This is a genomic window from Streptomyces sp. DT224 (genome assembly GCF_049844595.1).
GTDB lineage: Bacteria > Actinomycetota > Actinomycetes > Streptomycetales > Streptomycetaceae > Streptomyces.
Window position 1 is genome coordinate 38,126 of sequence record NZ_JBNCLI010000011.1, and the last position, 26,418, is coordinate 64,543.

At 73.4% G+C, this 26,418-nt stretch carries 24 protein-coding genes; 14 read left to right on the top strand and 10 right to left on the bottom strand.

Features of this window, described 5'->3' with window-relative positions:
• Positions 1–42: 42 nt before the first annotated feature.
• The 4 genes from ACLQ2N_RS26410 (at position 43) to glmM (ending at position 4,443) form a co-directional block, all read left to right on the top strand.
• On the top strand, positions 43–1,671 hold the full coding sequence (locus ACLQ2N_RS26410; RefSeq protein WP_425817095.1) for an ABC-F family ATP-binding cassette domain-containing protein: 1,629 nt from the start codon (positions 43–45) through the stop codon (positions 1,669–1,671).
• 234 nt (positions 1,672–1,905) lie between these two features.
• Complete coding sequence (rplM, locus tag ACLQ2N_RS26415) at positions 1,906–2,349, top strand: 50S ribosomal protein L13 (protein WP_328901797.1); 444 nt, start codon at positions 1,906–1,908, stop codon at positions 2,347–2,349.
• A 45-nt stretch (positions 2,350–2,394) separates the two neighbouring features.
• The gene (gene rpsI, locus ACLQ2N_RS26420) at positions 2,395–2,919 is read left to right on the top strand and encodes a 30S ribosomal protein S9 (RefSeq protein ID WP_164399959.1); all 525 of its coding nucleotides are present in this window, start codon (positions 2,395–2,397) and stop codon (positions 2,917–2,919) included.
• A gap of 165 nt (positions 2,920–3,084) precedes the next feature.
• The gene (gene glmM, locus ACLQ2N_RS26425; protein WP_425816615.1) at positions 3,085–4,443 is read left to right on the top strand and encodes a phosphoglucosamine mutase; all 1,359 of its coding nucleotides are present in this window, start codon (positions 3,085–3,087) and stop codon (positions 4,441–4,443) included.
• A gap of 72 nt (positions 4,444–4,515) precedes the next feature.
• On the opposite strand, the gene ACLQ2N_RS26430 is transcribed toward glmM, so the two are convergent.
• From ACLQ2N_RS26430 to coaA, 3 genes are all read right to left on the bottom strand, one after another.
• A complete protein-coding gene (locus ACLQ2N_RS26430; protein ID WP_425816616.1) occupies positions 4,516–6,066 on the bottom strand; it encodes a PH domain-containing protein in 1,551 nt (516 codons plus the stop codon).
• Between the two features lie 64 nt (positions 6,067–6,130).
• Positions 6,131–7,114, bottom strand: coding sequence for a DUF389 domain-containing protein (locus tag ACLQ2N_RS26435; RefSeq protein ID WP_425816617.1), 984 nt, complete (start codon positions 7,112–7,114; stop codon positions 6,131–6,133).
• An 18-nt stretch (positions 7,115–7,132) separates the two neighbouring features.
• On the bottom strand, positions 7,133–8,125 hold the full coding sequence (gene coaA, locus ACLQ2N_RS26440) for a type I pantothenate kinase (protein ID WP_425816618.1): 993 nt from the start codon (positions 8,123–8,125) through the stop codon (positions 7,133–7,135).
• A gap of 136 nt (positions 8,126–8,261) precedes the next feature.
• Here coaA and ACLQ2N_RS26445 point away from each other — a divergent pair, with 136 nt between their 5' ends.
• Complete coding sequence (locus tag ACLQ2N_RS26445) at positions 8,262–9,116, top strand: hypothetical protein (RefSeq protein WP_425816619.1); 855 nt, start codon at positions 8,262–8,264, stop codon at positions 9,114–9,116.
• Positions 9,117–9,196: 80 nt separating this feature from the next.
• On the opposite strand, the gene argG is transcribed toward ACLQ2N_RS26445, so the two are convergent.
• From argG to ACLQ2N_RS26465, 4 genes are all read right to left on the bottom strand, one after another.
• Positions 9,197–10,642, bottom strand: coding sequence for an argininosuccinate synthase (gene argG, locus ACLQ2N_RS26450; protein ID WP_425816620.1), 1,446 nt, complete (start codon positions 10,640–10,642; stop codon positions 9,197–9,199).
• A 65-nt stretch (positions 10,643–10,707) separates the two neighbouring features.
• Positions 10,708–11,352 carry a dihydrofolate reductase family protein gene (locus ACLQ2N_RS26455; protein ID WP_425816621.1) on the bottom strand — a complete coding sequence of 215 codons (645 nt, stop codon included), beginning with the start codon at positions 11,350–11,352 and terminating at the stop codon, positions 10,708–10,710.
• Between the two features lie 90 nt (positions 11,353–11,442).
• Positions 11,443–12,417, bottom strand: coding sequence for a zinc-binding dehydrogenase (locus ACLQ2N_RS26460; RefSeq protein ID WP_425816622.1), 975 nt, complete (start codon positions 12,415–12,417; stop codon positions 11,443–11,445).
• Positions 12,418–12,428: 11 nt separating this feature from the next.
• A complete protein-coding gene (locus ACLQ2N_RS26465) occupies positions 12,429–12,827 on the bottom strand; it encodes a nuclear transport factor 2 family protein (protein ID WP_425816623.1) in 399 nt (132 codons plus the stop codon).
• Positions 12,828–12,949: 122 nt separating this feature from the next.
• Between ACLQ2N_RS26465 and ACLQ2N_RS26470 the strand changes: the two genes are divergently transcribed.
• Positions 12,950–13,867 (top strand): LysR family transcriptional regulator, encoded by a 918-nt coding sequence (locus tag ACLQ2N_RS26470; RefSeq protein WP_425816624.1) that lies wholly within the window; start codon positions 12,950–12,952, stop codon positions 13,865–13,867.
• 158 nt (positions 13,868–14,025) lie between these two features.
• Here ACLQ2N_RS26470 and ACLQ2N_RS26475 read toward each other — a convergent pair whose 3' ends face one another.
• The 3 genes from ACLQ2N_RS26475 to ACLQ2N_RS26485 form a co-directional block, all read right to left on the bottom strand.
• Positions 14,026–14,766 carry an ATP-binding cassette domain-containing protein gene (locus ACLQ2N_RS26475; protein WP_425816625.1) on the bottom strand — a complete coding sequence of 247 codons (741 nt, stop codon included), beginning with the start codon at positions 14,764–14,766 and terminating at the stop codon, positions 14,026–14,028.
• Complete coding sequence (locus ACLQ2N_RS26480) at positions 14,714–16,168, bottom strand: ATP-binding protein (protein ID WP_425816626.1); 1,455 nt, start codon at positions 16,166–16,168, stop codon at positions 14,714–14,716. The genes ACLQ2N_RS26475 and ACLQ2N_RS26480 overlap by 53 nt, the downstream gene beginning before the upstream one ends.
• A 67-nt stretch (positions 16,169–16,235) precedes the next feature.
• A complete protein-coding gene (locus ACLQ2N_RS26485) occupies positions 16,236–17,219 on the bottom strand; it encodes an Lrp/AsnC family transcriptional regulator (RefSeq protein WP_425816627.1) in 984 nt (327 codons plus the stop codon).
• Positions 17,220–17,357: 138 nt separating this feature from the next.
• On the opposite strand from ACLQ2N_RS26485, the gene ACLQ2N_RS26490 reads away from it, so the two are divergent.
• The 8 genes from ACLQ2N_RS26490 (at position 17,358) to tsaE (ending at position 26,210) form a co-directional block, all read left to right on the top strand.
• Positions 17,358–18,854, top strand: coding sequence for an MFS transporter (locus ACLQ2N_RS26490; protein WP_425816628.1), 1,497 nt, complete (start codon positions 17,358–17,360; stop codon positions 18,852–18,854).
• A gap of 93 nt (positions 18,855–18,947) precedes the next feature.
• Positions 18,948–20,795, top strand: coding sequence for a glutamine--fructose-6-phosphate transaminase (isomerizing) (gene glmS / locus ACLQ2N_RS26495; protein WP_425816629.1), 1,848 nt, complete (start codon positions 18,948–18,950; stop codon positions 20,793–20,795).
• A 27-nt stretch (positions 20,796–20,822) separates the two neighbouring features.
• The gene (locus ACLQ2N_RS26500) at positions 20,823–21,191 is read left to right on the top strand and encodes a holo-ACP synthase (protein ID WP_425816630.1); all 369 of its coding nucleotides are present in this window, start codon (positions 20,823–20,825) and stop codon (positions 21,189–21,191) included.
• A 125-nt stretch (positions 21,192–21,316) separates the two neighbouring features.
• Positions 21,317–22,783, top strand: a complete 1,467-nt coding sequence (locus ACLQ2N_RS26505) for an NAD(P)H-hydrate dehydratase (RefSeq protein WP_425816631.1) — start codon at positions 21,317–21,319, stop codon at positions 22,781–22,783.
• A 42-nt stretch (positions 22,784–22,825) separates the two neighbouring features.
• Entirely contained in the window at positions 22,826–23,212 is a 387-nt protein-coding gene (locus ACLQ2N_RS26510) for a DUF488 domain-containing protein (RefSeq protein ID WP_425816632.1), read from the top strand.
• Between the two features lie 52 nt (positions 23,213–23,264).
• Positions 23,265–24,413 (top strand): alanine racemase, encoded by a 1,149-nt coding sequence (gene alr / locus ACLQ2N_RS26515; RefSeq protein WP_425816633.1) that lies wholly within the window; start codon positions 23,265–23,267, stop codon positions 24,411–24,413.
• Between the two features lie 26 nt (positions 24,414–24,439).
• Positions 24,440–25,690: an alpha/beta fold hydrolase gene (locus ACLQ2N_RS26520; protein ID WP_425816634.1), complete on the top strand. Its 1,251-nt coding sequence runs from the start codon at positions 24,440–24,442 to the stop codon at positions 25,688–25,690.
• Entirely contained in the window at positions 25,659–26,210 is a 552-nt protein-coding gene (tsaE, locus tag ACLQ2N_RS26525) for a tRNA (adenosine(37)-N6)-threonylcarbamoyltransferase complex ATPase subunit type 1 TsaE (protein WP_425816635.1), read from the top strand. The genes ACLQ2N_RS26520 and tsaE overlap by 32 nt, the downstream gene beginning before the upstream one ends.
• Positions 26,211–26,418 lie beyond the last annotated feature (208 nt).

Genomic DNA, 26,418 nt, shown 5'->3' on the forward strand with positions numbered 1-26,418 from the left:
CGACCGTAATCCGGTTGGGCCGAGCCTTCGCCGCCCGTGACAATGCTCTGCATGGGACATCTCGAAGCGGGCCACCTTGAGTACTACCTTCCGGACGGGCGGGTGCTGCTCGGCGATGCCTCGTTCCGGGTGGCCGACGGTGCCGTCGTCGCCCTCGTCGGGGCGAACGGGGCCGGCAAGACCACCCTGCTGCGGCTGCTCGCCGGCGAGCTCCAGCCGCACGGCGGCTCGGTGTCGGTGAGCGGCGGGCTCGGCGTGATGCGCCAGTTCGTCGGCTCGGTCCGCGACGAGCGCACCGTGCGCGACCTGCTGGTCTCCGTCGCGCAGCCCCGTATCCGGGAGGCCGCGCTCGCCGTCGACCGGGCCGAGGAGCGCATCCTCAGCGTGGACGACGAGGCCGCGCAGATGGCGTACGCGCAGGCGCTGAGCGACTGGGCGGAGGCGCGCGGGTACGAGGCCGAGACGGTCTGGGACATGTGCACGATGGCCGCGCTCGGCGTCCCGTACGAGAAGGCGCAGTGGCGCGAGGTGCGCACGCTGTCCGGCGGTGAGCAGAAGCGGCTGGTCCTGGAGGCCCTGCTGCGGGGCCCCGACGAGGTGCTGCTCCTGGACGAGCCGGACAACTACCTGGACGTCCCCGGCAAGCGGTGGCTGGAGGAGCGGCTGAGGGAGACCCGTAAGACGGTGCTCTTCGTCTCCCACGACCGGGAGCTGCTGTCCCGCGCCGCGCAGAAGATCGTCAGCGTGGAGCCGGGCCCGGCCGGGAGCGACGTCTGGGTGCACGGCGGTGGCTTCGACACGTACCACCAGGCCCGCAAGGAGCGGTTCGCCCGCTTCGAGGAGCTGCTGCGGCGCTGGGAGGAGGAGCACAAGCGGCTGAAGGCGCTCGTGCACCGGCTGCGCCAGCAGGCGGCGATCAGCCCCGACATGGCGAGCCGCTACCACGCGATGCAGACCCGGTTCCGGAAGTTCGAGGAGGCGGGCCCGCCGCCGGAGCCGCCGCGCGAGCAGGACATCCGGATGCGGCTGCGCGGCGGCCGGACCGGGGTGCGGGCGGTGACCTGCGAGGGCCTGGAGCTGACGGGCCTGATGAAACCGTTCGACCTGGAGGTCTTCTACGGGGAACGGGTCGCGGTCCTCGGCTCCAACGGGTCCGGCAAGTCCCACTTCCTGCGGCTGCTGGCGGGCGAACCCGTCGCGCACACGGGGACGTGGAAGCTCGGTGCGCGGGTGGTGCCCGGCCACTTCGCGCAGACCCACGCGCACCCGGAGCTGCTGAACCGCACGCTGGTCGACATCCTGTGGACCGAGCACGCGAAGGACCGGGGCGGGGCGATGTCCGTGCTGCGCCGCTACGAGCTGGAGCGGCAGGGGGACCAGCCGTTCGAGAAGCTGTCCGGCGGGCAGCAGGCCCGGTTCCAGATCCTGCTCCTGGAGCTGTCCGGCACGACCGCGCTGCTGCTGGACGAGCCGACGGACAACCTGGACCTGGAGTCGGCGGAGGCGTTGCAGGACGGTCTGGAGGCGTACGAGGGCACGGTGCTCGCGGTGACGCACGACCGGTGGTTCGCGAAGAGCTTCGACCGCTACCTGGTCTTCGGCTCGGACGGGGTCGTTCGGGAGACGTCGGAGCCGGTGTGGGACGAGCGGCGGGTCGAGCGGGCCCGGTAGGACCTGGCGCCGGGCGCGTTTTGACCCGTCCGGGGCCGGACGGGTAGTCTCGACGTTTGTTATGCGTATGGGTTGCGTCTGCACGACGCGCAGAGCCCGTGCGCAGGTTCTCTGGAGCAGTTACCAGTGGCTCGCATACGGGCGTCGTCCCGGCATTGTGTGCCCCAGCTGCATGATCGCTTCAGAGGTGTCGTGTGTCTGGACCCCATCCACTGAAGAAGCGAAGGCTACGAAGTGCGTACGTACAGCCCCAAGCCCGGCGATGTGACTCGCCAGTGGCACATCATTGACGCGCAGGACGTCGTCCTGGGCCGTCTCGCCACCACGGCTGCGAACCTCCTGCGAGGCAAGCACAAGGCGATCTACGCCCCCCACATGGACATGGGCGACTTCGTCATCATCATCAACGCCGACAAGGTTCACCTGTCCGGCAACAAGCGGACCCAGAAGATGGCGTACCGCCACTCCGGGTTCCCGGGCGGTCTGCGCTCCGTGCGCTACGACGACCTGCTCGCGAACAACCCCGAGAAGGCCGTCGAGAAGGCCATCAAGGGCATGATCCCCAAGAACACCCTGGGCCGTCAGATGATCTCGAAGCTGAAGGTCTACGCGGGCGACCAGCACCCGCACGCTGCGCAGCAGCCGGTCCCGTACGAGATCACCCAGGTCGCGCAGTAGTTCCGGCCTCCCCCCAAAGACATAAAGAAAGATCTGAGGAGAATCGTGGCCGAGACCACTGTTGAGACCGCCGAGGGCACCGAGGGCGAGGAGACCTTCGCCGAGGTGACCACCTTCGAGTCCGAGGTCCCCGTCGAGGGTGAGTACACCTCCGAGTCGCTCGCCGGCCGCTTCGGCGACCCGCAGCCCGCCGCCGGCCTGGGCCGTCGCAAGAACGCGATCGCCCGCGTCCGGATCGTTCCGGGCACCGGCAAGTGGAAGATCAACGGTCGCACCCTCGAGAGCTACTTCCCGAACAAGGTGCACCAGCAGGAAGTCAACGAGCCCTTCAAGGTGCTCGAGCTCGACGGCCGCTACGACGTCATCGCCCGCATCGCGGGTGGCGGCGTCTCGGGTCAGGCCGGCGCCCTGCGCCTGGGCGTGGCCCGCGCGCTGAACGAGGCGGACGTGGACAACAACCGCGCGACCCTGAAGAAGGCCGGCTTCCTCTCCCGCGACGACCGTGCGGTCGAGCGCAAGAAGGCCGGTCTCAAGAAGGCCCGCAAGGCCCCGCAGTACAGCAAGCGCTAAACCGCCTGCTCATCCGCGTTACACGTTCGCCCCGGCGGCACTTCTTCGTGCTGCCGGGGCGTTCGTTTATCGACATCCTCGGGCATATAACGACATAAGGCGTTCATAGGCTTGTTGGTTGCGTGATCTGACTTTTGCGTTTCGGAGCACTTTCGGAGGACACCAGTGGGACGACTCTTCGGCACGGACGGCGTGCGCGGTGTCGCCAATGCGGACCTGACGGCCGAGCTCGCGCTCGGCCTCTCGGTGGCCGCGGCGCACGTACTGGCCGAGGCGGGCACCTTCGCGGGCCATCGGCCGACGGCCGTGGTGGGCCGCGATCCACGCGCCTCCGGAGAGTTCCTGGAGGCGGCCGTCGTGGCCGGCCTGGCGAGCGCCGGCGTCGACGTCCTGCGCGTCGGCGTGCTGCCGACCCCGGCCGTCGCCTACCTCACCGGTGCCCTGGGCGCCGACATCGGGGTCATGCTCTCCGCCAGCCACAACGCCATGCCGGACAACGGTGTCAAGTTCTTCGCCCGGGGCGGCCACAAGCTGGCCGACGAGCTGGAGGACCGCATCGAGACGGTGTACGAGCAGCACCGCACCGGTGAGCCGTGGAACCGCCCCACCGGCGCCGGCGTCGGCCGCGTCACGGACTACGTGGAGGGCTTCGACCGGTACGTCGCCCACCTCATCGGCGTCCTGCCGAACCGGCTCGACGGACTCAAGGTCGTCCTGGACGAGGCGCACGGCGCCGCCGCCCACGTCTCGCCCGAGGCGTTCGCCCGTGCCGGGGCCGAGGTCGTCACGATCGGCGCCGAGCCGGACGGGCTGAACATCAACGACGGCTGCGGCTCCACCCACCTGGCGCTGCTGCGCGCCGCCGTCGTGGAGCACGGCGCGGACCTGGGCATCGCGCACGACGGCGACGCCGACCGCTGCCTGGCCGTGGACGCGGCGGGCGAGGAGGTCGACGGCGACCAGATCCTCGCCGTGCTGGCCCTCGCCATGCGCGAGGCCGGACAGCTGCGCCGGGACACCGTGGTCGGCACCGTGATGTCGAACCTCGGCTTCAAGCTGGCCATGGAGCGCGAGGGCATCCAGCTCGTCCAGACGGCCGTCGGCGACCGCTACGTCCTGGAGTCCATGAAGGCCGAGGGCTACGCGCTGGGCGGCGAGCAGTCCGGCCACGTCATCGTCCTGGACCACGCCACGACCGGCGACGGCACCCTGACCGGCCTGATGCTCGCGGCCCGGGTCGCCGCGACGGGCCGTCCGCTCGCCGAGCTGGCCGGGGTCATGGAGCGCCTGCCGCAGGTCCTCGTCAACGTCCCGGACGTCGACAAGTCCCGCGTGCACACCGCGCAGGAGGTGGCCGCCGCCGTCGCGGAGGCCGAACGCGAGCTGGGCGCCACCGGCCGCGTGCTGCTGCGCCCCTCGGGCACGGAGCCGCTGGTACGGGTCATGGTCGAGGCGGCGGACATCGAGCAGGCCCGCACGGTGGCGGGGCAGCTGGCGGACGTCGTGAAGTCGGCGCTGGGCTGACCGGCTCGCGCTTTCAGGGAGGGCCCGGCTCGCGAGCCGGGCCCTCCTGGCGTTTCCGCGGCCGACCCGGTGTCACGGCCGGGGCGTCGCCGTGTCCGGAGCCCGCCCGCCGTCACGGCGTTCCCGCTCCAGCGCGTCGACGATCCGGGCCAGGTCCGCGGGCGCGGCGGCCAGCCGGACCGGTGCGCCGGCGTCGTCCAGCTCCGCGATGTGCCAGTCCCGGGGGACGGTGTCGCCGTCGCTGCCCCGGGCCCGGCGCACGGCCGTGACGGTGAGCCGTGCCGCGGGGATGCGGCGGGCGGCGAAGCGGCCGGGGCCCGAGTGGGGCGTCACGGCCGGCGGGCCGCCGCCGACGACCACGTGGGTGCCGAAGTGGTTCGGGTTGTACGCGGTGGCTTCCAGGAACCGGGCGGCCAGGAAGTGGTCGCGCCCGTCCGGGGCGGCGGCCCTGGTCTCGCCCGGGACACGGACGCGGGTGGCGCGCCGGGCGAGGGTGAGCCCGGCCGCGGTGACCGCCGTGCCCGCCGCCGCCCAGACGGCCCTCAGCGGCGAGCCCAGCGGGTCCGTGGAGTGCAGGTAGAGCAGGGGCAGCAGCCATCCGGCCGTCACGCCGAGCGCGCCTGCGAACGGAAGGGCGGAGGGCAGCAGCTCGTCGTCCCGCAGCCCGCGCCCGCGCCTGCGGACCAGCAGCCGGGCACCCGCGTATCCCGCGCCCAGCAGGCAGAGCGCGGAGAAGACGGCGAGTTCCCCGGGGCTGACGAGGTGGTCGTGCCAGACCCGGTGCTCGCCGGTGACCGTCCTGGCCGAGCCGTGCCAGAAGACCAGCTCCACCCTCTCCCCGGCGCGGAAGGCGGCGGCGTCGTCCCGGGAGACCCCGAGCCGGTGGACCGGGCGGTCGCCGGTGAAGTACAGCCAGCTGGTGCCCTTGCCGTGATTGACGTCGGTCCGCTCGATCACCCCGTGGAACGTGGTCAGGCAGTCGCGGCGCTCGGCGGCCGGGGTGGCGGCGGTGCAGGGCACGGCCGCCCGCCACGCCCGCTGCTCCGACGCGGCGTCCGTCACGTACGACGCGGCCACGGCCGAGGCGGTGAGCAGCACCGCGCACACGATCCAGGTGGTGACGGGCCGGCGCCCCGCCGACCGGTACGTGATGACGGGGGCCTCGCCGTCCGACGCGGGGCTCCCGTAACGGCGGTGCAGCGCGCGCAGCGCCGCCAGGTCGGCGTCGAACTCCGTGGTGCCGTCCCCGCTCACCGGCAGCGGCAGCCGCCACGCGCGCCCGTCGTCCAGCAGCACGCTGACGCGGTGGACGTCCTGGTTCCGGCCCCTCTGGATGTACCGGCGCAGATCCACGATCCGGGACCACGGCACCGTACGGCGGCGCAACAGGGTCCGGGAGCACAGTCCGTACGCCCCCGCGCTGAGCCGCGCGGTGGCCGCGTACAGGAAGAACAGCCCCACCAGGGCGACCAGCACCCCCACCGCGAACCACGGGTCGAGCGGGCCGCCGAGGTGCCCCGCGCGCAGGGCGGCCACGACCGCTCCGGCCGCGCCCACCCCGACGCCCCACCACATCGCACGCCGTGACGGAACGCGGCAGATCACTTCCCCGGTTTCGGCCATGGCCGAAGACTGCCATCAGCTCGCCGCCGGGCACGTGTGGGGGTTACGGAAGACTTGGCGGCCCTCACCCTGCCGGTCCGTCACCGGCCGTGTCCTTCGCCGCCGGGGGCTCCTGGACGCGCTGGCGGCGCTGGGCCGCGCGCCACAGCCCCTTCTGGGCGATGAGCGTCAGCGTGCCGGCGAGGACGATGCCGCCGAGGTTCTCCGCGAGCTGGCGCGCGGACCCGGACATCTGGGTGTAGTCGCTGTAGCTGAAGGCCACCGCCGCGTTGGCGGCGGCCGGGACGGTCGTCACCGAGATGGCGACGCCGATCAGCGCACCCGACTTCGCCGAAGTGAGCGAGAGCGTCCCGGCGATGCCCGCGAGGAACGCGACGACGAACGACAGCCAGTCCGGCTGCCAGACGAACGAGGTGTTGGGCCGGTCGGCCTCGATCATGCTCTCCTCGAACAGCCCGAGCAGGTCCATCAGCCAGGAGAAGCCGGCGGTCAGCACCATGGCCGCCGCGAAGCCGCCGACCAGCGCCCACAGCGAGCGCCACACCAGACGCGGGGCGCGCTGCACCAGCGCCGTCGAGATCCCGGCCAGCGGTCCGAACTCCGGTCCCACCGCCATCGCGCCCACGATGAGGATCGCGTTGTCGAGCATCACACCGCAGGCCGCGAGCATCGTGGCGACGGCGAGGAACGCCAGGTAGGTGACGCTGAACGTGGACTCCTCGTGGGTCGCCTCGGACAGCTCCTCCCACAGCACCGCGTCCGCGCCCTCGCCGGGCGCCGCCTCCTCGGCCCGCTCGGCGCGCGCGGAGAGCGTGAGGTCCACGTCGTCCACGGAGATCGCCCCGAACCGGTCGACCCCCAGCCGCCGCAGCGCCCCGATCAGCTCGTCGCCCGCCTCGCGTGCCACGTCGCACAGCACGATGTCGCCCACGGGGTCACGCGCGACCCCCGGCAGTACCGCGAGGTGGGCGGTGCCGACGGTGCGCTCCAGCAGGTCCGTCACCTCGTCCGTGCGGTCTTCGGGCACGAGCAGGCGCAGATGCAGCACGGTGCACCCTTTCCGGGATCAGAGCTTGCGCAGCGAAAGCCGCTGCACCTTGTGGTCGGGCCCCTTGCGCAGCACCAGCGTGGCACGTCCACGGGTCGGCGCCACGTTCTCCGTGAGATTCGGCCGGTTGATGGTCCGCCACATGGTGGCCGCGTACTCCATCGCCTCCGCCTCGGAGACCTGGGTGTACTTCCGGAAGTACGAGGACGGGTCCTGGAACGCCGTCTCGCGCAGCTTGCGGAAGCGGTTGAGGTACCAGGTCTCGATGTCCTCCGTGCGGGCGTCCACGTACACGCTGAAGTCGAAGTAGTCGGCGAGTCCGACCCTGGTGCGGCCGTCCTTGCCGGGCAGGGCGGGCTGGAGGACGTTCAGCCCCTCCACGATCAGGATGTCCGGACGGCGCACGGTGAGCCGTTCGCCGGGCACGATGTCGTAGATCAGGTGGGAGTAGACGGGGGCGGTGACCTCGTCCTTGCCGGCCTTGATGTCGGCGACGAAACGGGTGAGGGCGCGCCGGTCGTACGACTCCGGGAACCCCTTGCGCGACATCAGGCCGCGCGCGTGCAGCTCCTTCATCGGCAGCAGAAACCCGTCGGTGGTGACCAGTTCGACCCGGGGGTGCTCCGGCCAGCGGGCCAGCAGCGCCCGGAGGATGCGCGCGGTGGTGGACTTGCCCACGGCGACGCTGCCCGCGACGCCTATGACGAACGGGGTGCCGCGCTGCGCGCCCTGCCCGTTGCCCGCGTCCCCGAGGAAGGTGTTGAGGGCGCCGCGCAGCCCGGAGGTGGCCTGCACGTACAGGTTCAGCAACCGCGAGAGCGGCAGGTAGACGTCCCGCACCTCGTCGAGGTCGATGACGTCGCCGAGCCCGCGCAGCCGCTCGACCTCCTCGGCGGTCAGCGGCAGCGGAGTCCTGTCGCGCAGCGCGCTCCACTCCGCCCGGGAGAGGTCGACGTACGGCGTCGCCGCGTGCTCGGCGCGTCGGGGGCTCCGTGCGGGTGAAGTGATCACGTCTTCATTGTCGCGGGAGACGGCCGGGCGTGGAGGGTGGGCTCGGTCACGTGGGGGAGCGGGTGGACCGGTGCGGGCCCGGTTCCGGCGCGCTGGTAGCCTGCCCGCCTTTCTCCTACGCAGCAACGAGGTGCGCATGCAAGCAGGCAGAACCGGGGCCGTGGCCGCGCTCGCGGGGGCGCTGGCCCTCTCGGCGTTCACGGCTCCGACGGCGCGGGCCGCCGACACCGGGATCACCGTGTCGCGGGTCGTCGTCAACGGGGGGAAGCCCATCGTGGTGGGCACCACGGAGGTGAAGAGGCCCTCGGTCACGTTCCGGATCACCCTCCCCCCGGGGCAGAACACGGCCGACTACGCCTCCTACGACGCGGAACCGTTTCTCTACCACGGGACCACGCCGGCGAAGGGCGCCGACAGCGGCGGGCTCCAGATGGGGATCTACACCTGCTACGAGAAGAGCGACCTGATCGCGGACTGCGAGGGGTCCCTCTACATCGACCCGTACTACCGGCTCGACTCCAACAACGACGCGACCACCTGGAAGATCGGCTTCGTGGGGCGGCTCTTCGAGAAGGACTACCACCTCGTGGCCGAGGACTACGGCACCGCCTCGGGCGGCGTGCCGATCCGGCGCTATGCCAAGGCCACCGTCAACGCCGCGCCCGAGCCGGTGGCGAAGGGCAAGCCGGTCACGGTGACCGGCACCCTCAAGCGGGCGGACTGGGCGAAGCACGCGTACACCGGGGTGGCGGACGCGTCCGTCCGGTTGCAGTTCCGGCCCAGGGGCACGTCCTCGTACACCACCGTGAAGACCGTGCGGTCCAGCTCCACGGGCGCGCTGAAGGCGACGGTCACCGCGACCCTCGACGGCGACTGGCGGTGGAACTTCGGGGGCTGGTCCACCACGGGCGGCGCGGTGTCGTCCGGTGACTACGTCGACGTCAGCGGAGCGGGCGGGCTCGTCAGGGAGATGCACAAGCGGCCCAGGTGACCCGGACCGCTGCTCGATGGAACAGCGCCGGCCGGGCACCCCGAGGGGTGTCCGGCCGGTCGTCGTCCGTGCGGGGCGGGTCAGTCCGTGCCGGACTCCATCGCCGCGCGGTCCAGCATCTCGTCCTGGTCCGAGACCTCGCCGCGCGAGGCGATGGCCTCGGCGCCGCCCTCGGGGAGCTGGCCGATCAGGCCGGTCGCGGCGGCCTGGGCCGCGCCGATGGCCGGGTTGGCGGTGCCGATCATGCCGAGGCCCGCGTACTGCTCCAGCTTGGCGCGGGAGTCCGCGATGTCCAGGTTCCGCATGGTGAGCTGGCCGATGCGGTCCACCGGGCCGAAGGCGGAGTCCTCGGTGCGCTCCATGGACAGCTTGTCCGGGTGGTAGCTGAACGCCGGGCCCGTGGTGTCGAGGATCGAGTAGTCCTCGCCGCGCCGCAGCCGCAGGGTGACCTCGCCGGTGACGGCCGTGCCGACCCAGCGCTGGATCGACTCGCGGACCATCAGCGCCTGCGGGTCCAGCCACCGGCCCTCGTACATCAGACGGCCGAGGCGGCGGCCCTCGTTGTGGTACTGGGCGAGGGTGTCCTCGTTGTGGATGGCGTTGACCAGGCGCTCGTACGCGGCGTGCAGCAGGGCCATGCCGGGGGCCTCGTAGATGCCCCGGCTCTTGGCCTCGATGATCCGGTTCTCGATCTGGTCGGACATGCCCATGCCGTGGCGGCCGCCGATGGCGTTCGCCTTCAGGACCAGGTCGACGGCGGTGTCGAACTTCTCGCCGTTGATCGTGACCGGCCGGCCCTGGTCGAAGCCGACCGTGACGTCCTCGGTCTCGATCTCGACCGACGGGTCCCAGAACCGCACGCCCATGATCGGCTCGACGGTCTCCACGCCCGTGTTCAGGTGCTCCAGCGTCTTGGCCTCGTGGGTGGCGCCCCAGATGTTGGCGTCGGTGGAGTACGCCTTCTCGGTGCTGTCCCGGTAGGGCAGGCCGTGGGCGACCAGCCACTCCGACATCTCCTTGCGGCCGCCGAGCTCCGTGACGAACTCGGCGTCCAGCCAGGGCTTGTAGATGCGCAGGTGCGGGTTGGCCAGCAGGCCGTAGCGGTAGAACCGCTCGATGTCGTTGCCCTTGAACGTGGAGCCGTCGCCCCAGATCTGGACGTCGTCCTCCAGCATCGCCCGGACCAGGAGCGTGCCGGTGACCGCGCGGCCCAGCGGCGTCGTGTTGAAGTACGCCCGGCCGCCGGAGCGGATGTGGAACGCCCCGCACGTCAGCGCGGCCAGGCCCTCCTCGACGAGTGCGGCGCGGCAGTCGACCAGGCGGGCGAGCTCGGCGCCGTACGTCTTGGCGCGGCCCGGGACCGAGGCGATGTCGGGCTCGTCGTACTGGCCGATGTCGGCGGTGTAGGTGCACGGGACGGCACCCTTGTCGCGCATCCACGCGACCGCGACCGAGGTGTCGAGGCCGCCCGAGAAGGCGATGCCGACGCGTTCGCCGGTGGGCAGGGAGGTGAGGACCTTGGACATAGGAAGATTATGCATCATCTCGCATGATCATGCAACGCCCTTCCTCCCCGCCCGGTCCGGGCGGGCTACTTCCGCCAGAACAGGTGGTGCGTCATCCCGCTCGGGCTGGGCACGACGTCCAGGTGGAACCGGTCGCGCAGCTCGTCCGGCGAGTCCCACAGCCGCAGGCCCGACCCCAGCTTCTGCGGCGCCACCGCGATGTGCAGGGTGTCGACCAGGTCGGCGTCCAGGAACTCCCGGACGGTCGTCACCCCGCCGCCGAGGCGGACGTCCTTGCCCTGCGCTGCCTCCCGGGCCCGCGCCAGGACCTCGGCGGGCTCGCCGGCCACGAAGTGGAACGTGGTGTCGGAGAGCGTGAAGGAGGGCCGCTCGTGGTGCGTCATCACGAACACGGGCGTGTGGAACGGCGGCTCGTCGCCCCACCAGCCCTGCCACTCGTGGTCCTCCCAGGGCCCGCGCTGCGGACCGAACTTGTTGCGGCCCATGATCTCGGCGCCGATGTTGTGCGAGAAGTCCCGGGTCAGATAGTCGTCCAGGCCCCGGCTGCCGCCCGGGTCGGTCCGGTTCGGCCAGCTCGCCGTCGCCCCGGCCCAGGCGAACAGCTGCCCCGGGTCGACATGGCCGAAGGGCCGCTCCAGGGTCTGGTTCTCCCCGCAGGCGACGCCGTCGGCGGAGACGGTGAAGTTCTGGACCTTCAGCAGTTGAGCCATGGGTGCTCTTCTCCCGGTGATGGGTGACAACGCAAGGGGTGACTCCCCGGACGGCCCGGACTCATCGCCGTACACCGCCCCGACTTCTCATCACACCGTAACGACCTCACCCGCGATGGTGAGCGACGTCGCGGGTGAGGCCGTAAGCACCGCGTTCCCCCGCACCCGGCGCGCCCGGATGTCCGCGACGGTGTCCCCGGTGCGCGCCCAGTCGCGGACCGAGCCGATCTCCGGGTGCAGCCGCCCACCCGCCACCAGCCTTACCAGGGTGGCGAGTTCGGACGCGTACGTGGTGTCGGCGCGGGTGTAGTCGAAGTGGGCGATACGTGCTTGGGCGGGGCCGCCGAAGAAATCGAAGAAGTCCAGCGTGACGGGGGTGCGGCTCGCCTGGCCGAACCAGACCAGCAGGCCGCCCGGGGCCAGCCGGGCCAGCGCGGCCGGCAGCGAGTCGCCGCCCACCGACTCCAGGACCACGTCGTAGGGCCCCTCCGCGTCCTGCGGCGAGGTCACCACCGCCTCGGCCCCCAGCTCCAGCAGCCGCGCCCCGCGCTCCCGGGTCGCGCTGACCGCCGTCACCTCCGCGCCGGAGGAGGCGGCGAGCTCGGTGACGTAGTGGCCGACGCCCCCGCTCGCCCCGGTGAGCAGGACCCGCCGCCCCGCCACCGGGCCCGCCGCGCGCAGCAGGCGCAGCGCGGTGATCCCGGCCAGCGGGAGGGCCGCCGCCGTCACCGCGTCGACGCCGTCGGGGAGCGGGGCCAGGCTGTGCGCCGGGACGGCGACGCGCTCGGCCCAGCCGTACGCGGGCGGGTGGGCGACGACGCGGGTGCCGGCGGCCGGGCCGGTGCCGTCGGCCGCCGCCCGCACGACCGTGCCGGCCACGTCCTTGCCGGGCCGCCAGCCGGGCCACCGGCGGTCGAGGCGCCCGTCGAGCTGGAAGGTCTCGCCGCGGTTGACCGAGTACGCCTCGACGGCGACCAGGGCCTCGTCGTCGGCGGGGACGGGCTCGGGGGCCTCGCCGATACGGACGGTGCCGCCCGCATCGGCGACGGGGAGTTGCGCGCGCATCCCTGGGCTCCTCAGGCGAAGACGACGTTGTGGGCGTGGAGGGTGTCGAAGTGCTCCCGGACGGCGGCGATGCGGCCGCCGCGCACGGTGAACACGGCCAGGCAGTGCTGGTCGTAGCGGGCGCCCTTCCGGGTCAGCCCGCGCGTCCGCCACTCCGCGAGCACTCGCTCGCCCTCCGCGAGGACGCCGAGGAACTCGATCTCCACCGTCTCCGGCACCAGCCGGGCGGTCATCGCCGCCACGAACCGGCCGAAGATCTCGTCCGGCCCGGTCCAGGTGCCCGAGACCGGGAGGTCACCGGCGAGCGTCCAGGTGGCATCGGCGTCGAAGAACGCCCTCAGCCGGTCCGTGTCGCCCGCGGCGAGGGTCTTCATGTAGTCGAGGACGACGTCCTTGGGGGTGCTGTGCATGAGCGTGATTCCCTTCCTCCGTGTTGCCCCGACGCTACGAACACCGGGGCCGCGCAGGGAAAGACCTGTTTCCGATCGCTCCAGACCCGCCCGGCATCACCGCAGGTCATATGCTGTTCGGCATGTCGGACCTACGGCGCCTGCGCTATTTCCTGGCCGTGGCCGGGGAACGCAACTTCACCCGCGCCGCCGAGCGCCTGCACATCGCGCAGCCCGCGCTCAGCCGCCAGATACGGGAGCTGGAGCGGGAGTTGGGCGTCCGGCTCCTGGACCGCACCACCCACTCGGTCGAACCCACGGAGGCCGGGCGGCTGTTGATGGAGCGCGGCGCGGCCCTCTGCGAGGAGGCGGACCGCCTCTGGCGCGACGTGCGCGGCTTCGCCGGGGGCGAGAGCGGCACCCTGGTGCTCGGCTACAGCATGAGTACGAGTTACGAGACGGCCCCCGCGCTGCTCGCCGCCCTGGCGGACCGGCTGCCCGGCGTCACCGCCGACACCCGGCTGCTGTCCACCGCCGAGATCCTGTCCGGTGTCGCCGACGGCACCCTCGACGCGGGCCTGGTCCGCTGCCCGCCGCCGACGCCGGAGCTGGTGCGGACCCTCGTACGGCTGGAACCGCAGGGCGTCCTGATGTCCGCCGCCCACCGGCTCGCGGCGCGGCCCGCCGTGGACCCGGCCGAGCTGGCCGCCGAGACCGTCCTGATCCACCCGCGCGAGGCCAACCCGGGCCACTACGACGCGATCACCGCCCTCCTGGCCGAGGCGGGCGCCGGCCCCGAACTCCTCCTGCGGCCCCTGACGTTCGACGCCGGCCACACCCCGGTGGCCCGGGGCGAGGCGGTCTCGGTCGTCGGCGACTCCGCCGCCCCCACCCTCCCCGCCGGCCTCGTCTGGCGCCCCCTGACCGGGGGAGCGGCCATCGAACTCCACCTCCTCACCCGGGGCCGGGGCGGCCGCCCGGTGACCGCCCAACTCCTGCGTGTCGCAGGGGAGCTGGCGCGGGACCGGGGGTGGCTGCGGTCGCCGGGGGCGATGGGGTGAGCGAGGACGGGAGCTGGAGCCCGGAAGCCTCGGTGGGTTCGCCGTGCCGCTGGGTCCACGCGGTCCGGCTCGGCAGACTCGTGATCGGCAACGCAAAGATTCATGCGATGCGCAACGACTTGGTCAGGCCCGTGCGCTTACGTTTCGGCCCTCGCGCGTCAGACCAAGCCGTGCCCGGTGAGCAGCGCGGTGTAGGCACCTTCCGCTACCCGGCCGGAGGCCGTGCCCGTGGGGGCGTGGTCCAGGAAGTCGCTCGTGACGCCGTCGAACAGAATGCGGCCGCTGTGGAGAACGGAGACGTGATCGGCCTCTTCGGCCAGATCGGCTACGTCGTGAGTGGAGAGCAAGACCTGCACATCCTGCGTCAGGCTGTTCAGGATGTCGCGGAATACCCGGCGTTGATGAGGGTCCATCCCCGCCGTGGGCTCGTCGAGAAGGAGTACGCGGGCATCGTGGACCAGTGCGCCCGCGACACCGACCCGGCGAAGCCGGCCCCCGGAAAGTTGGCTGGTCTTCACGTCGGACTGGTCGGACAGATGGACACGGTTCAACGCCCGGCGGGCCTCACGCCAGGCATCCGAACGGTTCATCCCCTTGAGCCAGCCGAGATAGGCGACGTACTCACGTGCGGTGAGAGACGGCATGCGGACGATATCTTGCGGCATCCATGCCACAGACCGCCGGTAGAGCTTCGAACCCGCTGCGGTTCCGCCCAGTGCGACAGTGCCGGAGCGGGGCTTGATGACGGAGGCGGCGAGTTTGAGCAGCGTCGACTCCCCGCCCCGTTGGGAGTTGGGGCCGTGTGTAGGGCTGGCGTGGCAGGCGACCTTCTCCTCGCTGCGGTGCTCAGCGCCACGCCGCGATGACGTCCTCCGGGCCCCAGTGCGCGGCCAGGCCATCCGCCGCTGTGTCCGTCGGGGGCACGCGGCTCACCGCGACGAGGGGGGCGTCCTGGGCGCCGGGCACCTGCTGGGCGGAGGCGGCGAGTTCCGCGAGGTCGCGGGCGCCGAACGGGGTCTCGTCGCGCCACTTCACCGAGCCGACGAAGCAGACACGACCCGCCACCGGTGCGGCGTCGGCGCCGATGAGGTCGACCTCCGGGTTGTTCTGCCGGTTCCACCAGCCGCCGGTCTCCACGGCCTCGGGGAAGAGGCCGTCCGGAACCCGGCGGGCCAGGGACTCCCGGATCACCGGCTCCACCGCGCGGCCCCGCCACGAGGACCAGGACCGTTGGATGCGCGCGGCCGAGAACTCGCCCCTGCCCCTCTCCGCCTGGGCGACGGCGTTCTCCAGGTGGGCGAGCCAGAAGCGCAGGTACGTGTCGGCGATGCGGTAGCGCTTGAGCTTGTGGGCGGGCCGTGTGGAGAGCGGGACGTCGGCGGCCACGATCCGCTTGGCCTCCGTGAGTTCGGTCAGTATCGGGGCGAGCGTGCCGTGCGCCAGGGGGCTGCCGTCGGCGCCCCCCGTGCTCGCGGCGATGCCGGAGAACGTGCGCTCGCCGGAGCCGATCGCCCGGAGCACCCGGCCCGCCTGGAGACGCGCGGGGAACTCCGCCGCGAGGGACCGCTCGCCCGTCGTGAGCAGGACCGACGACGGGTCCTCCACCTGGCGGTCGAGATACGCGGCGACCGGCTCGCCGGTACGCCAGCCGGTGACCACCTCGGGGAAGCCCCCGGTGACGAGGTAGGCGTCGAGTGCCGCTGCCGCGCCCAGACCGGTGGAGTCCTGTACGTCGGCCGGGCTGAGCGGCCCCACGGTGTACTGGCCCGCCCGCCCGTAGAACGGGTGGTCGTACGAGGTCAGCCGGTCCATCATCGCCAGGTCGGAGCCGAGCAGCAGCAGGAGCACCGGCTTGGCGGACAGGTGCATGTCCCAGGCCGTCTTCAGCGCCGCGTCGAAGCCCTGGTCCGCCTCCGAGAGCCAGGGGACTTCGTCCAGGACGAGGATCACCGGCTCGTCGGACGGCAGGGCGGCGCCGACGGCGGCCAGCGTCCGCACCCAGTCCTCGGGGGCGGCGGCGTGCTCCAGCGCCGCGCCGTGGTCCCGCATCCCCTGAGCACCGGCGACCGCGTCGAACAGAGCTCTCCGGGCGAGCGGTGCCGGCTGGCTGCGGGTCGCCTGGAAGAACACGTAGGGCCGGCCCGACCGGGCGCAGAACTCCTGTACCAGCCGCGTCTTGCCGATCCGCCGCCGACCCTTGATCACCAGCGCCTGCCCGGTACCGCCGCCGGAGCCCGCGACGACCCGCTCCAGCCATGACCCGAGGATGCGCAGTTCGCGGCCGCGTCCGGTGAAGGCCACTGGTCCTCCGTAAAGTAGGAACGGATCAAAGTATGAGCCGTTCCGAGTTTAGCGGCTGCGGGCCCCGCTACCCCCTGAACGGCCCGTACGTCAGCTGCTTCACCCGGCGCAGCAGCGGCATCGACTCCACGTGCTCGACGCCGTCCAGGCCGCCCAGGCGTTCGCTGAGGTAGCGGTACAAGTGGGCCGAGTCGCGGGTGATCACGACCGCGACGAGGTTGGACGGGCCCGTGGTGGCCGCCGCGTACGCCACCTCCCGGTCCGTGGCCAGCGCCGTGCCCACCGCGTGCAGGGCGCGGGGCGCGGCGGTGACGTACAGCATGCTCGCGTCGCGGTAGCCGATGTGGTCGGAGTCGAACTCCACGTCGACGTACAGCGCCCCCGAGGCCACCAGCCGGGCCAGCCGGCGCCGGACCGCCGATTCGGAGAGGCCGGTCGCCCGCCGGAGCTCCGGGTACGTGGCCCGGCCGTCCCGTTCCAGCGCGGCGACCAGGGGCTCGTCGTCGGCGGTGATGACGGCGGGGCCGGGCGGGGCGGGGGCGGGCGTCGGGGTGAGGGCGGCGGCCTCTTCCGGGGTCAGCGCCCCGCTCTTGTGGAGCCAGCCGGCGGGGCCCCCGTAGAACCGGTGGGGCAGCTGGTGCGCGCGGATGTCCACGAGGTGCGGGGTGCGCGGCAGCTTGCCGATGAGCAGGTCGTCCGCGTCGTTCCGGCTGCGCACGTTGACCGTGCACGTCACCTCCGTGCCGCCCGACGTCAGCCCGATCCACGACGTGTCGGGCCGCTTCGCCAGGGCCTCCGCGATCGGCATCGCGCCCTCCGGCGCGCACCGCACCCGCAGCAGCCAGTGCTCGAACGACTCCTCGGAGGCCGCGCACCGCACCCCCACCACCCGCAGCCCCGCCTCCGCGCGCAGCGAGCGGAAGCGGCGCGCGACCGTCTGGTCGGAGACGCCGAGGACGGCCGCGATCCGGCTGAAGGGCGCACGGGCGTCCAGCTCCAGCGCGTGCAGGACGCGCAGGTCCAGGGCGTCGCCCCGGGTGGGTGATTCCACTGAGGAAGGCCCCTTCCGTGTCGGATTCCGGCGCCGGGCCGTCACTGGCTGGGGATTCCGGACGCGGTCGTCCGATCGTACGTACGGGGGTGGCCGCCGGTCACCTCGCCGAAGCCGTACGGGAGAAGGATCAAGGACATGCGTAAGTGGGGGCCGCTCACCGCGGTCTGTCTGGGGACGTTCATGCTGCTGCTGGACGTCACGATCGTCATCGTGGCACTGCCCGACATGGCGAAGGCGCTCGACGCCTCGCTCTCCGATCTGCAATGGGTCATCGACGGCTACGCCCTGGCGCTGGCCGCCCTGCTCCTCGGCACCGGCGCGGCGGCCGACCGGCTCGGCCGGCGCCGGGTCCACGTCGTCGGCGTCGTGCTCTTCGCCGCCGCCTCGCTGGCCTGCGGGCTCGCCTCCTCGCCGGGGCTGCTGGTGGCGGCGCGCGGGGCGCAGGGCGTGGGTGCGGCCGCGATGTTCGCGACGACGCTGCCGCTGCTCGCCTCGGTGTACCGGGGCAAGGACCGGTCCGTGGCGCTCGGGCTCTGGGGCGCGGTGGCCGGGGGAGCCGCCGCGATCGGGCCCGTGGTCGGCGGGCTGCTCGCCGAGGGGCCCGGCTGGCGGTGGATCTTCTACGTCAACCTCCCCGTGAGCGTCGCCGCGGTCTGGCTGACCCTGCGGACCGTGCCCGAGTCGCACGGGGCGCGGGACCGGCGCACCGACTGGGCGGGGACCGTCGCCTTCGCGGTGTTCGCGGGGGCGGCGACGTACGCCGTCGTACGGGCGGGCACCGTCGGCTGGGCGTCCGGGCAGACGCTCGCCACGTTCGCCGTCGCCGCGCTCGCCCTGGTCTGCTTCGTCGTCGTGGAACTGCGCGTCGCGCACCCGCTGCTCGACCTGTCGCTGTTCCGCACCTCCGCGTTCACCGGGGTGATGGCCGGGTCGCTCGCCTTCAACATGGCGGCCTTCGGTGTGCTGCCGTACACCTCGATCTGGCTGCAGACGGTCCTCGGACTCAGCCCGGTCCAGGCCGGCCTGGCGGTCCTGCCGCTGGCCGCGACCTCCTTCGTGGTCGCCGCCGCCGGCGGCCGGCTGCTGCACGGGGTGCGGCCGCGCTTCACCATCGGCGTCGGGCTCGCGCTCATCGGCGCCGGCACCCTCGCCCAGGCGGTCCTGGGCGCGGGCTCCTCCTGGCCCGCCCTGATCCCGGGACTGGTGCTCGCGGGCATCGGTACGGGCCTGGTCTCGCCGGCCATCGCGGGCGCGGCGCTCGCGGCGGTCCCGCCGGAGCGGGCCGGCATGGCGGGCGGTGCGGTCAACACCTTCCGCCAGCTCGGATACGCCTTCGGGGTCGCCGTGCTGGGGACGGTGCTGACCTCCCGGATGGCGGAGAACCTGGGCGACGGGGAGTCCCACGCCCTGGCGGGCGGCGGCGCGGCGGGGCTGCGGGCCGCGGGGGTGCCGGAGCACGCGCTGCGGACGGCGTTCGCCTCGGGGCTGAACACGGCCGCAGTGGTGGCCGGTGCGGTGGGGATCGTCGCGGGCGCGGCTGTGCTGCTGCTGGTGAAGGGGGAGCGGAAGGCGCCCGGGGCGCCGAAGGCCGCGGGGAACGGCGCCGTGCCGGAGGCCGTACGGGCGGGGTGAGGGCGCGGCGGCGCGTGGTTCTCAATCGGCTGGTGGACCCGGTTTTCTGCGATTATGCGAAGAACAGGGGCTGGTGACCAGGAAGGGACCACTATGTGCGGAATCGTGGGTTACGTCGGCGGGCAGTCGGCGCAGGACGTCGTCGTCGCGGGCCTCAAGCGGCTGGAGTACCGGGGCTACGACTCCGCCGGCATCGCCGTCCTCGCCGACGGCGGGCTCGCCGCCGCCAAGAAGGCCGGGAAGCTGGTCAACCTGGAGAAGTCGCTGAGCGAGCAACCGCTCCCGGCCGGCACCGCCGGGATCGGCCACACCCGCTGGGCCACCCACGGCGGCCCCACGGACGCCAACGCCCACCCGCACCTGGACAACGCCGGCCGCGTCGCCGTCGTCCACAACGGGATCATCGAGAACTTCGCCGCCCTGCGCGCCGAACTCGGCGAGCGCGGCCACGCCCTGCTCTCCGAGACCGACACCGAGACCGTCGCCCACCTCCTCGCCGAGGCGTACAGCCAGAGCGGCGAGCCGGCCGAGGCCATGCGCCAGGTGTGCCGCCGCCTCGAAGGGGCGTTCACCCTGGTCGCGGTCTTCGCGGACGCGCCGGACGTGGTGGTCGGCGCCCGGCGCAACTCCCCGCTCGTCGTGGGGCTCGGCGACGACGAGTCCTTCCTCGCCTCCGACGTCGCCGCGTTCATCGAGCACACCAGGTCCGCGATCGAGCTCGGCCAGGACCAGGTCGTGGAGCTGCGCCGGGACGGCGTCCTCGTCACGGGCTTCGACGGCCGGCCCGCCGAGGTGCGCGAGTACCACGTGGACTGGGACGCCTCGGCCGCCGAGAAGGGCGGGTACGCCTCCTTCATGCTCAAGGAGATCGCCGAACAGCCGAAGGCGGTCACCGACACGCTCCTCGGCCGCATCGACCCGGAGGGCACCCTCCACCTGGACGAGGTCCGCATCACGCGCGGCGAGCTGCGCGAGGTCGACAAGGTGGTGATCATCGCCTGCGGCACCGCGTACCACGCCGGGATGATCGCCAAGTACGCCATCGAGCACTGGACCCGCATCCCCTGCGAGACCGAGCTGGCCAGCGAGTTCCGCTACCGCGACCCGATCCTGGACCCGCACACCCTGGTCGTCGCCATCTCGCAGTCCGGCGAGACCATGGACACCCTGATGGCCCTGCGGCACGCCCGCGAGCAGGGCGCGAAGGTGCTCGCCATCTGCAACACCAACGGCTCCACCATCCCCCGCGAGTCCGACGCCGTCCTCTACACCCACGCCGGGCCCGAGGTCGCCGTCGCCTCCACCAAGGCGTTCCTCACCCAGCTCGTCGCCTGCTACCTCGTGGCCCTCTACCTCGGCCAGGTGCGCGGCACCAAGTGGGGCGACGAGATCCGGACGGTCATCCGGCAGCTCTCCGAGATCAGCGGCTCGGTCGAACGGGTCCTGGAGACCATGGAGCCGGTCCGGGAGCTGGCCCGGTCACTCGCCTCCCACGACACCGTGCTCTTCCTCGGCCGCCACGTCGGCTTCCCGGTCGCCCTGGAAGGCGCGTTGAAGCTCAAGGAACTCGCGTACATGCACGCCGAGGGGTTCGCCGCCGGCGAGCTGAAGCACGGGCCGATCGCGCTCATCGAGGACGGGGTGCCCGTCGTCGTCGTGGTCCCGTCCCCGGCCGGGCGGTCCGTGCTGCACGGCAAGATCGTGTCGAACATCCAGGAGATCCGGGCCCGGGGCGCCCGCACCGTCGTCATCGCCGAGGAGGGCGACGACGAGGTCGTCCCGTACGCCGACCACCTCATCCGCATCCCCGCAACGCCTACGCTGCTTCAGCCGCTGGTCGCCACCGTGCCCCTGCAGGTCTTCGCCTGCGAACTCGCGACGGCCCGCGGCAACGAGGTGGACCAGCCGCGCAACCTGGCGAAGTCCGTCACCGTGGAGTGAGCCGAGACGAGCAGTGAGGGTGGGTACGTGATCATCGGGGTCGGGATCGACGTGGCGGAGATCGAGCGGTTCGACGCGGCGCTGGAGCGTACGCCGCAGCTCGCGGCGCGGCTCTTCGTCGACGGGGAACTGCTGCTGCCGGGCGGTGAGCGGCGCGGCATCGCCTCGCTGGCCGCCCGGTTCGCGGCCAAGGAGGCCCTGGCCAAGGCGCTCGGCGCCCCCGCCGGGCTGCTGTGGACGGACGCCGAGGTGTACGTGGAGGAGAGCGGGCAGCCGCGGCTGCGGGTGCGCGGCACGGTGGCGGCTCGCGCCGCCGCGTTGGGGGTGAAGAGCTGGCACGTGTCGCTCAGCCACGACGCGGGGGTCGCGTCCGCGGTGGTGATCGCGGAGGGGTGACCGGGGCGCGGGCCCCTGTGGCCTCGGGTGGTCCGGCGGGCCGGTTCCGTCCTCGATCGCCGGACGGGCTCGATGGGTACGGGTGAAGCCTGCGCGGGGCGCCCGACGTGCGTACGTTGGAAGGCATGCGTACCGCCTACAGCGTCGAATCCGTACGGGCCGCCGAAGCGGCTCTCATGGCCCGGCTCCCCGAAGGTGCGCTGATGCAGCGCGCTGCCGCCGGGCTCGCCGCCGCCTGCGCCGATCTGCTGCGCCGGGGCGGCCGGGTCTACGGCTCCCGCGTCGTCCTCCTCGTCGGCACCGGCGCCAACGGCGGCGACGCCCTGTACGCCGGAGCCCGGCTCGCCCGGCGCGGCGCGGGCGTGGTCGCCGTGCGGGTCACCCCGGGCCGGGCCCACGAGGGCGGCAGCGCGGCCCTGCTCGCCGCGGGCGGACGCGTGGTGGACGGTGCGCAGAGCACCGCCCACGCGGACTGGGCCGGGCGCATCGACCTCGTGGTGGACGCCGTCACCGGCATCGGCGGGCGCGGCGGACTGCGCCCCGAGGCCGCCGAGCTGGTCCGGAAGTACACCGCGCACGGCGCGCCCGTCGTCGCCGTCGACCTGCCCAGCGGGGTCGAGGCGGACACCGGAGAGGTGACCGGCGACGCGGTGCGCGCGGACGCCACCGTCACCTTCGGCGCGTACAAGCCGGCGCTGCTCGTGGACCCGGCCGCCGAACGGGCCGGGGCGCTGCGCCTCGTGGACATCGGCCTCGGGCCCGAACTCCCCGAGGTGCCCGACCTGGAAGCCCTCCAGTACGCGGACGTGGCCGCGCTGCTGCCCGTGCCGGCCGCCGAGAGCGACAAGTACCGGCGCGGGGTCGTCGGCATCGCCGCCGGATCGACGCGCTACCCGGGCGCCGCCGTGCTCGCCGTCTCCGGGGCGCTGCGCGCCGGGGCGGGGGCCGTGCGCTACGCGGGCCCCGGCGGTGAGGCGGTCATCGCCCGGCATCCGGAGACCCTGGTCCACGCGGGCCGCCCCTCGGAGGCCGGGCGGGTGCAGGCGTGGGTCGTCGGCCCCGGGCTCGGCGACGGCACCGAGGCCGTGGCGGCCGTCTCCGACGTGCTGGCCGCCGAGGTGCCGGTGCTGGTCGACGCGGACGGGCTGCGGCTCCTCGACCCGGCCGTGGTGCGGGCCCGCAGTGCGCCCACCGTCCTCACCCCGCACGCCGGGGAGGCCGCCGCGCTGCTCGGCGTGGCGCGCGAGGAGGTCGAGGCGGGGCGGCTCGCCGCCGTCCGGGAGCTGGCCGGGCGGTTCGGCGCGACGGTGCTGCTCAAGGGCTCGACCACCCTCGTCGCCACGGACACCCCGCACACCCCGGTCCGGGTCAACCCGACCGGCACCCCGTGGCTGGCCACCGCCGGCAGCGGCGACGTGCTCTCCGGCCTCACCGGGTCCCTGCTCGCCGCCGGGCTCGCCCCGCTCGACGCCGCGTCCGCCGGGGCCTATCTGCACGGGCTCGCCGCCCGCCGCGCGGCCGACGGTTCCCCGCTCGCCGCGATGGACGTCGCCGACGCGATCCCCGGGGCGTGGCGGGACGTCCGGGCCTGAGCGAAGCTGGGGAGAACGACCGCCGAGGAGAGGTGACCGGCCGTGGGCAGCAGCGGTGACGTGCGCGTACGCCGGGTGTACGACGGGGTGGACGAGGGCGACGGCACCCGCGTCCTGGTGGACCGGCTGTGGCCGCGCGGGGTGTCCAGGGAGAAGGCGGCGATCGACCGCTGGCTCAAGGACCTGACCCCGTCGGACGAGTTGCGCTCCTGGTACCACGAGGACCGCTCCGCCACCCGCTACGACACCTTCGTCGAGCGCTACCGGGCCGAACTCGCCGGTCCGGCGGAGTCGGCGGCCGTGGACGAACTGGCCGGGCTGGTCCGCGACGGCGGCCCGGTGACGCTCGTGACGGCCGTCAAGGACGTCGAGCACAGTCACGTACCGGTCCTCGCCGACCACCTGGAACACCAGCTGCGCCACCGCTGACGCGCCCCGCCGGACCGGCCCGCACGGGCGGCAATGAGAAACTGGGCGCGATATGAACGAGACAGCGTCCTTGCGAGCCCGTGCCGAGATCGACCTCGACGCACTCCGCGCCAACGTGCGCGTCCTGCGTGCCCGGGCGGCCGGGGCGCACCTCATGGCCGTGGTCAAGGCCGACGCCTACGGGCACGGCGCGGTCCCCTGCGCGCGGGCCGCACGGGAGGCGGGCGCCGCCTGGCTGGGCACCGCGACCCCGCAGGAGGCCCTGGCCCTGCGCGCCGCCGGGCTCGACGGACGGATGCTGTGCTGGCTCTGGACGCCGGGCGGGCCCTGGCGCGAGGCGATCGAGGCCGACATCGACGTGTCGGTCAGCGGTATGTGGGCGCTGCGTGAGGTCACCGAGGCCGCCGCGGCGGCCGGGCGGCCCGCCCGTATCCACCTCAAGGCCGACACCGGCCTCGGCCGCGCCGGCTGCCAGCCCGCCGACTGGCCCGAGCTGGTCGCCGCCGCCCGCACCGCCGAGCGCGCGGGCACCGTCCGCGTCACCGGCCTCTGGTCCCACTTCGCCTGCGCCGACGAGCCGGGCCACCCCTCGATCACCGCCCAGCTGGACACCTTCCGCGACATGGTGGCGTACGCCGAGAAGGCCGGTGTCGAGCCCGAGGTGCGGCACATCGCCAACTCCCCGGCGACCCTGACCGTCCCCGAGTCCCACTTCGACCTGGTGCGGACCGGGATCGCCATGTACGGCATCTCGCCCAGCCCGGAGCTGGGCACCTCCGCGGACTTCGGGCTGCGCCCGGTGATGACGCTCGCCGCGTCCGTCGCCCTGGTCAAGCAGGTCCCGGCCGGCCACGGCATCAGCTACGGCCACCACTACACGACGCCCCGCGAGACCACGCTCGCCCTGGTGCCCCTCGGTTACGCCGACGGCATCCCGCGCCACGCGTCGGGCCGGGGGCCGGTCCTGGTCGGCGGGGTGCGGCGGACCGTCGCGGGCCGGGTCGCCATGGACCAGTTCGTCGTGGACCTGGACGGCGACGAGGTGGCGGCGGGCAGCGAGGCGGTGCTCTTCGGCCCGGGCGACCGGGGCGAGCCGAGCGCCGAGGACTGGGCGGAGGCCGCCGGCACCATCGCGTACGAGATCGTCACCCGGATCGGCGCCCGGGTACCGCGCGTCCACCTGGGCGCCACGACCGACTGACACGACCCACGAGGAGCGGGGCACGGGTGAGCGACATCAGCACGGGGGACGTGGTGGCGACGGCGGCCGCTTCGGGGGCCGGCTGGCGCCGGGCGGGCATCGCCGGCGCCGCCATAGGCGTGCTCGCCGCCGGGGCCGCGGCCGGGGTCGCGGTGGAGCGGCTGACCGTCGGCCGGGGCATGCGTAAGCGCGCCCGCCTCGCCCTGGACGCCACCGGCCCCTACGGCACCCTGCGCGGGACGCCCGGCCGGGCCGCCGCCGACGACGGCACCGAGCTGTACTACGAGGTGGACGAGGTCGACCCCCCGGAGAACCCCGGACCCCCGTCCGCCGGTGCGGGCTCCCGCCGGCGGCGGCTCTTCGGGCGCAAGGAACCCGCCCCCGTCACCGTCGTCTTCAGCCACGGCTACTGCCTCGGCCAGGACTCCTGGCACTTCCAGCGCGCCGCCCTGCGCGGCATCGTGCGCACCGTCCACTGGGACCAGCGCAGCCACGGCCGCTCCGAGCGCGGTCGCGCCCAGGCCCGCGCCGGAGGCGGGGTGCCCGTCGGCATCGACCAGCTCGGCCGCGACCTCAAGGCCGTCATCGACGCCGCGGCGCCCGAAGGCCCGCTCGTCCTCGTCGGCCACTCCATGGGCGGCATGACGATCATGGCGCTCGCCGAGCAGTACCCGGAGCTGATCCGCGACCGGGTCGCCGCCGTCGCCTTCGTCGGTACGTCGAGCGGCCGGCTGAACGAGGTCAGCTTCGGGCTGCCCGTGATGGGCGTCAACGCCGTGCGGCGCGTGCTCCCCGGGGTGCTGCGGGCGCTCGGCTCGCAGGCGGAGCTGGTGGAGCGGGGGCGCCGGGCGACCGCCGACCTGTTCGCCGGACTGGTCAAGCGGTACTCCTTCGGCTCCCGGGACGTGGACCCGGCCGTCGCGCGGTTCGCGGAACGGCTCATCGAGTCCACCCCGATCGACGTGGTCGCCGAGTTCTACCCCGCCTTCGCGGAGCACGACAAGAGCGCGACCCTGCCCCTCTTCCGCGACCTCCCGGTCCTCATCCTGGCCGGTGACAAGGACCTCGTGACGCCCAGCTCGCACAGCGAGGCCATCGCGGACCTGCTGCCCGACGCGGAACTGGTCATCGTCCCGGACGCCGGGCACCTGGTGATGCTGGAGCACCCCGAGACGGTGACCGACCGGCTCGCGGACCTGCTGGTGCGGGCCGGAGCCGTACCGGAGTCCTCTAACGTTGGCGGGCATGGAACCGCAGAACAGCCCGGCGGCCACTGAGGCCGCCGCGTACGGACACGTCCCCGGCGCCGTCAGCGTGCGCCTCGCCGTCGACTCCCCCGAACAGATGGGGGCCCTGGGCCGCCGGCTCGCCGCCGCGCTGCGCCCCGGCGACCTCGTGATGCTCACCGGCGAGCTGGGGGCCGGCAAGACGACCCTGACCCGGGGGCTCGGCGAGGGGCTGGGGGTACGGGGCGCGGTGACGTCCCCCACCTTCGTGATCGCCCGCGTCCACCCGCCGCTGTCCGGCGGGCCCGCGCTGGTCCACGTCGACGCGTACCGGCTGGGCGGCGGGCTCGACGAGATGGAGGACCTGGACCTCGACGTGTCGCTGCCGGAGTCCGTGGTGGTCGTGGAGTGGGGCGACGGCAAGGTCGAGGAGCTGTCGGACGACCGGCTCCAGGTGTTCATCGACCGCGCGGTGGGGGACACGGACGACGAGCGGCGCACGGTGACGCTGGTGGGCGTGGGGGCGCGCTGGGCGGGGCTGCGGAACGAGTCCTGGGCGCCCTGGGGCTGAGCGGACCGCGGTTTCCGACGCGCTGTCGGCAAAATGTTGCGCGGGACGGGGCGGGCGTGGTGACATGGAGGACGAGAGCGGGTTAGGTCTACCTAACCACGCCCCACCGGAGCCGGAGCCTCAGGAGGCGTCCATGCCGACATCCGACCGCGACCCGGGACCGCCGAGCACGGCGGTCCCCATGAGCACGCTGCTGGCCGCGACGGCA